The organism is Ottowia thiooxydans DSM 14619 (genome assembly GCF_000422885.1).
In the GTDB taxonomy this organism is placed as follows: domain Bacteria; phylum Pseudomonadota; class Gammaproteobacteria; order Burkholderiales; family Burkholderiaceae_C; genus Ottowia; species Ottowia thiooxydans.
Genome location: NZ_AUGX01000039.1, coordinates 36,871 through 44,895, shown reverse-complemented (window position 1 = coordinate 44,895; position 8,025 = coordinate 36,871). Strand labels below are relative to the sequence as shown.

Sequence of the window (8,025 nt, the reverse complement as noted above, 5' to 3'; positions counted from 1 at the left end):
ACGACTCAGGCAATAAAACGGGCCAACGGCGTCTGTCCAAGAGAGGCTGGCCGGAGATCCGACGCCTTCTGTACGCTGCTGCGATGTCGGCAGCTCGCACCAAGACCTGGAATGGGTTCTATCATGCTCAGCGCGAGAAAGGGTTGAGCACAACCGCTGCCCTGATCGTGCTCGCCCGAAAACTCCTGCGCGTGGCATTCTCACTGTTCAAGCAAAAAAGCAACTTCGACGCCTCCATCGTTGCTGTAAAAACTTGACGAAAACCATAGAACCTCAACCCGAATGGGTTCCGTCATGCGTTACGAAAGCCTCAATACGGGCTGGTTTCTAAGCGGTGAATCGTATGACGAACAGCGCCGCGAGGACCGCGACGGCCGCTGCTGTTGCTGATACCGCTGCAGCGAGCACCGCGATATGGTTGCTCTGAGGCGAAGAGGCTGCTTGTTGTTCTGGCCTGTCCCCGTGAGTGATGGAGGTGGCTTGTACAGCGGTGGTTGGAGTGGTCCTTGATTTTTTTTCGCTGACGCTTCCTGTTTGTGCTGATTCCCCAACCGTTGGAGCAGTAAGTTCGTTAGTGAACCGCGTAAAAAAATCATCAGCCATTCGCTTCGTCACGCCGTCGATCAAGCGGGCACCTACCTGAGCCAAACGTCCGCCGACTTGTGCTTGTGCGTTGTAGCGCAAGCGGGTCCCTTCCTCCGCATCTTCCAGGAACACGTTGGCTGTGCCCTTGCCGAACCCGGCGACACCGCCCGATCCTTCAAAGTTCAATGCGTAAGAGGTGAGCGGCACGACATCGCTGATCAGTAGTTTGCCGGTGAAACGAGCGCGTACGGGGCCGACAGTCGCCTGCATCGCGACACGGTACTTATCTTCGCCATCTGCTTCGAAGGCATCACAGCCGGGCACACACCGCTGGAGTACGGCTGGATCGTTAAGTGCGCGCCATACATCTGCACGTGGCACGGCAAGGAGTCGTTCGCCTTGGATTTCCATGATATTTTTCTTTCTTAGGGGCGGCTGGCCGCGCGGATTCGCTCGCCAGCCAGCTTCACGGCCTTGACGATTTCTGGATAGGCCCCGCAGCGGCACAGATTGCCGGCCAGGTAGTGCCGGATCTCGTGGTCTGTGGGATTGGGGTTTTGCTCCAGCAATTGCCTGGACATGAGGATGAAGCCGGGCGTGCAAAAGCCGCACTGAAACGCGCCTGCATCAATGAATGCTTGCTGCACGGGATCGAGTTGGCCGTCTTGTTCCAGGCTTTCTATGGTGGCGACATCGCAGCCATCCACGTGCATGGCGGGGTGCAGGCAGCCTGTCACGGCCTTGCCGTCAACCACCACCGTGCAGCAACCGCAGAGCCCCTGGCCGCAGCTTTCGCGTGCGCCATTCAGCCCGCACCCGCGAACCACCTCTACGAGAGTGCTGTAAGACTCGATTTGCCTAGAGACGGGCTCGCCGTTGAGGCGAAATTGAATGAGTGTGCTTGTCGTGCTCACGGCTGTGTTCTCTCGGTGGGATTGGCGGCCAAAGGCTGACCGGCTTGTTCGGCTAGTGCTCGGAACACGGCCTCCGGCGTGATGGGTAGGGAGGTTATGCGTACGCCCACGGCATCGTGGATGGCCTCAGCCACTGCAGAGGCCACACCGAAGCAACCGCTTTCCCCTATGCCCTTCGCACCATAGGGGCCGCTGGCCTGCCTGGACTCCACGGCATCGCATCCAAAGTGCTCCGGAATATCGAGGATGCCGGGAATCTTGTACTCTGAGAACGAGGCATTGCGCAGTTGTCCCTCGCTGTCAAACTCCATTTTTTCCAGATGAACCATTCCGAGCTGCATGATGGCCGCGCCGGAGATCTGTGTTTCCACGACCTTGGGGTTCAGCGGGGTACCGCAGTCAACCACGTTTTCCATGCGCAGGATGCGAAAGTGACCGGTCTCGGTGTCGACTTCCAGTTCCACGCCGGTGCCGCCAATCATCCAGTTGGGTGTGATGTCTGGCGAGCGGCCATCGGCATCGGGTGAGGTGTAGGAGGGTATGAAGCTCCCGGTGCCCACCAGAGTGCCAGCCTGCATGCCGAATTTTTTCTTCAGCAAATAGGCCGCCATCCCCATGCTTTCGTAAGGCATGCCTACTTCCTCGCCGAGGCTGCGTAGCCGCACTAGTAGATTCTCTGCTGCCAGTTTGACGGCGTTGCCCATGGAGAAGGTGGAGCGTGAGCCCAGTGTGGCCATGTCGTATGGCGTGACGTCTGTGTCCGCATGCACGACCCGAATGCTTTCGGCTGTAATGCCCAGCACGTCCGCGGCGACGATGGCCATGGCCGTGTCCGAGCCCTGTCCCATATCTACTGTGCTGATGAGCAAGGTGCAGCTGCCATCGCCCGCAAGCGTGATCGTAGCGACGGAAGTGGTGGGTGCCACGAGAGCTTTAAACCCCAGCCCTACGCCGCGCCCGCGCCGCACCGTAGCCAGGCCTCGCTCGAAGGGCTTGTCCCATTCGATGCGCTCGGCCACGCGGTCCAGCACCATGCGCAGGGCCGCATCTTTCATCACGGTACCTGTGGCATGGGGGCGGCCGTTTTCCAGCAGGTTGAGACGGCGGAACTCAAGTGGGTCCATGCCGAGGTGACGTGCGATCAAGTCCGCCTGGCACTCGTAACCCCACACCACCTGCGTGATGCCGAAGCCCCGAAAGGCGCCGGCGGGGGGCAGGTTGGTGTAGACCTGATAAGAATCGATGCTGAGGTTGGCGATGTCGTAGGGGCCACCGGCCGTAAAGCCGGATTTCTGCGTGACTCGTGGCCCGATGTCTGCGTAGGCACCGCCATTCCAGTACACCTCGCAGTGGCGCCCTGTGATGTGACCGCTTTGGTCCACCGCACTGCGAATGCGGAACGTAGTGGCGTGCTTGGTGATGGTGTAGAACTGTTCTTCCATCGTGAGGGCTACACGCACGGGGCGGCGAGCGATGAGCGCCAGAGCTACGGCAAGCGCCTCGATCTTGATATACAACTTGGCGCCGAAACCGCCGCCAAGTAGGCGCGTTTTCACCTGCACGCGGTTCTCAGGCCAGCCTAACAGTCGGGCGATTTCCAGGCGTACGAATGAAGGGCTTTGAGACGCCGTGTGAATGATGATGCCGTGGTCTTGCAGCTCGGCGATCGAAATCATCGGCTCCATGGGCGTGTGCATGACCTGCTGCGTGCGGAAAGTGTGGTCAAACACATGCGCCGCTTCGGCAAATGCTTTGTCGACGTCGCCGTGCCGCAGGCGGTAGTCCAGGGCCACGTTGGTTCCCTTGCGGCCGGCCAGGTGCTTGAGATCGGGAAAGGTGCCTGCGGGGCGGAGTACGTCGTGCACCAGAACGTCGGTGTGGTGCGCCGCATGGACTTCGTCGAACACGGCGGGCAGTGTTTCGTACTCCACGTTCACCAGGCCTGCGGCCATCTCCGCCACGTGCACGTCTTCGGCCAGCACTACAGCTACAGGTTCACCAATGTGGCGCACCTTTTCAATAGCCAGGATGGGTTGGTCGTGAAAAGCAGGTCCGTAGTGTGGATCTGGAATCACTTCGATGACTTCGCGGGCGGTGATGACCTTGAACACGCCGGCTACTGCGCGGGCTGCCTCTGTATCGATGGACAGGATGCGCGCGTGCGCCTGCGTGCTGCGGACGACCTTGGCGTGCAGCATGCGGGGCAGGGTGACGTTGTGGGTGTAGTCTGCAGCGCCTGTGACCTTGGAGCGGGACTCCAGGCGATCAACGGCGCGACCAACCTGGCGTTCAGGGGTGGTAACTGTGCTCATGCATGGCTCCGGCTGTGGCGAAGGGCGTTGTCTACAGCCCGGGGTAGGGCGATTCTGAGCAACTGGCTTTTGTAGGCGACGGAGCCGTGGGCGTCTTCCATCAAGGTCGTTTCAGCTACTGCGGCTTCGCCGGCTGCGCGCAAGGCTGGCTCAGCCAGGCCCTGCTGCTCGAGCACAGACTGGGCTTGAAGCAACCGTGTCGGGCGGTCGGTAGCTGCGCCCGTAAAAATGTTGGAACTCTGCACCTTGCCGTCGACCACTTTCAGCACCAATGCGATGCCTAGTGCGGGCCAGTCATGCGCAGCGCGCGTGGTGAGCTTCAGATAAGCGCCAGGTCCAGCTTGCGCCGGCACGATGATCTGGGTGACAAGCTCGTCGCGTTTCACCACAGTTTCGTAGTAGCCGGTGCAGAAGTCTTCTGCATTCACGGTGCGAACCCCATTGGGGCCAGTGATCACTACCCGAGCGCTCAGCGCGGAGAGCACGGGTGGCATGTCCAGGTGAGGATCAGCGTGGCTCAAATTGCCGCCGATGGTGGCGACTGCGCGAACGCGTGGGTTTGCCACGCCACGAAGCGCCTGGCTTAGCAAAGGGCATTTTTCACGCACCGTGGGGTGGCGCTCAATGTCGGCCAACCTGGCCATGCCGCCAATCAAGAGCTCGCCTGCGGCATTGGTTTGAATAGCCGAATGTTGCTCGCCAATCTTGTGCAGGCTGACCAGGCGGGTCGGTGTGAGTACGCCGGCCTTCATCATGAGCATGATGGCTGTCCCGCCACTGACCGGTCGAATGCCGGGGTCTTCCGGGTCCAGCAAGCTGAGCGCTTCGTCAAGCGAGTACGGCAACAGGTACTCAAATGGGGTCATTGCTGATTCTCCTGGCACAGGGCCCGCAAGGTGTCGGCCACGATATGTGGCACTTCCAGCGGCGTGAGGTGGCGGGCGCCAGGGATGATGTCAAGCCGGGAGCCTGTGATGCCCTCATGCAGTACCTGCGCCATGGCGACTGGTGCGGCATAGTCTTCATCACCGACCAGGATGCGCGTGGGCATGTGGATATTGGCGAGGAATCCGCGACCATCAAACGCGCCCATCATGCGGCAGGTTGCCACATAGGCGTCGATATCGTTGGCCAGGAAGATGGCTATGCTGTCGTCCACCACGCTTGGTTCGCGCAGAGAAAACGCTTCGCTGAACCAGCGGGTCTTCTGGAAATCGACCAACGCAGACAGGCCTTGAGACTTGGCCTTCATCGCCCGATCTTCCCAATCTTTGGGTGCTGTGGGTCCGTACCAGGCGGTGGTGTCAATCAGCGCCAGGCCGGAGCAGCGCTCTGGGTGTGTGCCCGCAAACTGCAGAGCCAGGCACCCTCCCATAGATGCGCCACCGACAACGGCTTGAGGAACCTGCAAGTCATCCAGCACATCGAGCAGATCGTCAGCCATACGCGCCGCTGTGAGTGGGGCGGTGCCACGGCCAGACTTTCCGTGCCCCCGTGCGTCGATGGCAACCACGCAGGCCTGGCCTTCCAGCAGCTTCGCCACCGGATCCCAGAATCGGTGATCCATGGCGAGGGAGTGGATGAGCGCCACTACGGGTAGATCCGCGCTGGACCCATGCACACGGTAATGAATGGGAACGCCGTCACTTGAGGTCAGCGTCTGAGTGTTGGGTCCGGTAAGCTTCATGGACGGGATTATTCGCAGCGACCTCCCTTCTGGTCCAACGAGTAATTTTCAGGTGGGTGATCAAAATCACTCATGCGTGATGCGTGATGCGTGATGCGTGATGTGAGCGGCGGGCGCTAAGGGCGATGCGTTGGACCAGATTTACGTTCGTTTGTTGAGGGTTGCTGGTCGCCCGATCTGATCATTTGCGCCAAGGCATGAACTCGATTGATGCCGGTCACCAAATTTTTTCGTTTGACCGCAAGCGCTGTGTTCTCGACCATTACGGGGATTTTGGAATAAACACGCACTCTGCAGGAGACTAAATGACCACTCGATGGATCTCAAAGCGCCGCAATACCCTTATGCTGGGAGCCTTGGTGGCTTCACAGCTACTTCTGAGTAGTGCGGCTTTTGCCCAAGCGTTTCCGAGCCGCCCGATCCGAGTGGTGGTGCCATTCGCGCCCGGAGGTGTGGTCGATGTGACGGCGCGCATTCTCACGCAGAAGATGACTGAGCGTTTGGGGTGGAACTTCATTGTGGACAACAAGCCAGGCGGCAATGGTTTCATCGCCGTGTCTTACGTCGCCAAGGCGCCTGCAGATGGCTACACGCTGCTGACGGCTCACACTGGTGAATTCGCAGTTAACCCCGCGATCTTTCCTTCCGTTCCCTATGACCTGGACCGGGACTTCGCGCCGATCACCATGATCAGTGATACCCCCATGCTGCTGGTGGCTAACGCCAAAGAGCCCTACAACACTATCCAGGAACTGGTGGCCGCTGAAAAGAAGGACCCAGGCAAGCTGGCATTTTCTTCGCCCGGAAATGGCAGTGTGAATCATCTCGCTGGTGAGTGGTTTTCCCTGGAAGCCGGAGCCAAGTTGCTTCATGTGCCCTACAAAGGTGGCGCACCCGCGGTGGCTGCCGTCGCTTCTGGGGAGGTTCCCCTGGGCGTGGTGGCGGTGCCGGCTGTGATGCCGCATGTGCAGTCGGGCCGGGTCAAGGTGCTGGGTCTCACTACGGCACGCCGTACTCCCTACAACAACGCCTGGATGACCGCCAATGAGGCTGGAGTCAAGAACGTTGATGCGTCGAACTGGGTTGGGTTGTTCGCTCCCAAGGGCGTGCCTTCTGATGTCATGGCCAAGCTTCACGCGGAAGTTGCCAAGACGCTGCAAGATCCTGATGTCAAGAAGCGTTTCGCGGATGCCGGCGCAGAAGTGGGGGGCATGCCGTCCGCAGAGTTTGCAGACCGTATTCGCAAAGACGTCGCCCGCTACCGCGATGTGGCCAAGAAGGTCAACATCAAATTGGAATGAATGGCAGAGTCGTCTGTGTTCCAACCGATGAAGGCAGAGCTGAATTGAACCCCGATCTCGTCAAAGAGATTGCTCCCACCGGGGCATTGCGTGTATCGATCAATCTGGGAAATCCGGTGTTGGCGAGTCGGGCTGACATTCACGGAGAGCCTCGCGGTGTGTCCGTGGATCTCGCGCGTGCGCTGGCGGGCCGATTGGGTGTGGCGCTGGAGACGGTGGTGTTTGACAGCGCGGGGAAGTCAGTGGACGCCATTGCGAAAGGGGAGGCGGACGTGGGCTTTTTTGCTCTGGACCCTGCACGTGCCGCTCAATTGCGCTTTGCGCCACCCTACGTACTGATTCAGGGCGCATATATGGTTCGAGAAGCGTCTCCGCTGAGATCCATTGATGACGTGGATCAAGCGGGCCTGCGCGTGGTGGTGGGGGCAGGCAGTGCGTACGACCTTTTTCTGACGCGGGAACTCAAACATGCCAGCGTCGAGCGCGCTCCAACTTCCCCGACGGTCGTTGACGAATTCCTGCGTACCAATGCCGATGTGGCCGCTGGTGTTCGCCAGCAGTTAGAGGCGGATGGTTTGCGTTTTCCAGGCCTCCGAATGCTGCCGGGGGACTTCATGACCATTCAGCAGGCGATTGGTGTTCCCGCTGGGCGAAGCGACGCTGTCGTTGCGGTGGTGCACGAGTTTGTTGAAGACATGAAGGCAGACGGGTTCGTGGCACGATCCCTCAAACGCAACGGCATTGTGGGCGCGCGGGTAGCGCCTCCAGTCGCCTGAGAAGGTATGAACGACAACGCACGGAATCTGGAGACATTGATGGAATCTGCACCATTTTGGACCATGACGACCCCCGAGGGCATGGCTCCCCCGGGCGGGCACTATAGCCACGTGGCGAGCGCGGGCGGACTGCTGTTTGTTTCGGGGCAACTCCCTGTGGCGCCAGATGGCAAAGTCTTGAGCGATGCGCCCTTCGAGGTCCAAGCCCGCCAGGTTCTGGCCAATGTGGCCCGCGCGGTACACGGGGGAGGCAGCTCGATCGAAAAGATAGTGCAGGTTCGCGTTTACATCACGGACATAGGCTTATGGCCGGGCTTTAACGCGATTTATGCTGAGTGGATAGGGGCCACGCGGCCTGCGCGTGCAGTGGTGCCCGTTCCAACCCTGCACTACGGGTGCAGCCTGGAGATCGAAGCGGTTGCAGCTCTTTGAGCGGGCGCCCTCCTGGGG

At 60.1% G+C, this 8,025-nt stretch carries 9 protein-coding genes; 4 read left to right on the top strand and 5 right to left on the bottom strand.

What is annotated here, in order from left to right; translation table 11 throughout:
* A partial coding sequence (locus G518_RS39465; RefSeq protein ID WP_028604465.1) for a transposase occupies positions 1-257 on the top strand: 257 nt, incomplete at its 5' end.
* 70 nt (positions 258-327) lie between these two features.
* Here the strand turns inward: G518_RS39465 and G518_RS39460 are convergent.
* Genes G518_RS39460 through G518_RS0122510 form a run of 5 tightly spaced genes read right to left on the bottom strand, consistent with a single transcriptional unit; the run spans position 328 to position 5,498 of the window.
* Positions 328-996 carry an SRPBCC family protein gene (locus G518_RS39460; protein WP_084652140.1) on the bottom strand — a complete coding sequence of 223 codons (669 nt, stop codon included), beginning with the start codon at positions 994-996 and terminating at the stop codon, positions 328-330.
* A gap of 14 nt (positions 997-1,010) precedes the next feature.
* Positions 1,011-1,499: a (2Fe-2S)-binding protein gene (locus tag G518_RS0122525; protein ID WP_028604464.1), complete on the bottom strand. Its 489-nt coding sequence runs from the start codon at positions 1,497-1,499 to the stop codon at positions 1,011-1,013.
* A complete protein-coding gene (locus tag G518_RS0122520; protein ID WP_028604463.1) occupies positions 1,496-3,811 on the bottom strand; it encodes a xanthine dehydrogenase family protein molybdopterin-binding subunit in 2,316 nt (771 codons plus the stop codon). Before G518_RS0122520 ends, G518_RS0122525 begins: the two co-directional genes overlap by 4 nt.
* Entirely contained in the window at positions 3,808-4,677 is an 870-nt protein-coding gene (locus G518_RS0122515) for an FAD binding domain-containing protein (protein WP_028604462.1), read from the bottom strand. The genes G518_RS0122520 and G518_RS0122515 overlap by 4 nt, the downstream gene beginning before the upstream one ends.
* Entirely contained in the window at positions 4,674-5,498 is an 825-nt protein-coding gene (locus G518_RS0122510) for an alpha/beta fold hydrolase (protein WP_036595680.1), read from the bottom strand. Before G518_RS0122510 ends, G518_RS0122515 begins: the two co-directional genes overlap by 4 nt.
* 305 nt (positions 5,499-5,803) lie before the next feature.
* Between G518_RS0122510 and G518_RS0122500 the strand changes: the two genes are divergently transcribed.
* The 3 genes from G518_RS0122500 to G518_RS0122490 are packed head-to-tail and all read left to right on the top strand — an operon-like array spanning position 5,804 to position 8,007.
* A complete protein-coding gene (locus G518_RS0122500; RefSeq protein ID WP_028604460.1) occupies positions 5,804-6,799 on the top strand; it encodes a Bug family tripartite tricarboxylate transporter substrate binding protein in 996 nt (331 codons plus the stop codon).
* Positions 6,796-7,575, top strand: coding sequence for an ABC transporter substrate-binding protein (locus tag G518_RS0122495; protein WP_051237285.1), 780 nt, complete (start codon positions 6,796-6,798; stop codon positions 7,573-7,575). The genes G518_RS0122500 and G518_RS0122495 overlap by 4 nt, the downstream gene beginning before the upstream one ends.
* 39 nt (positions 7,576-7,614) lie before the next feature.
* A complete protein-coding gene (locus G518_RS0122490) occupies positions 7,615-8,007 on the top strand; it encodes a RidA family protein (protein WP_028604458.1) in 393 nt (130 codons plus the stop codon).
* The last annotated feature ends 18 nt before the right edge of the window (positions 8,008-8,025 follow it).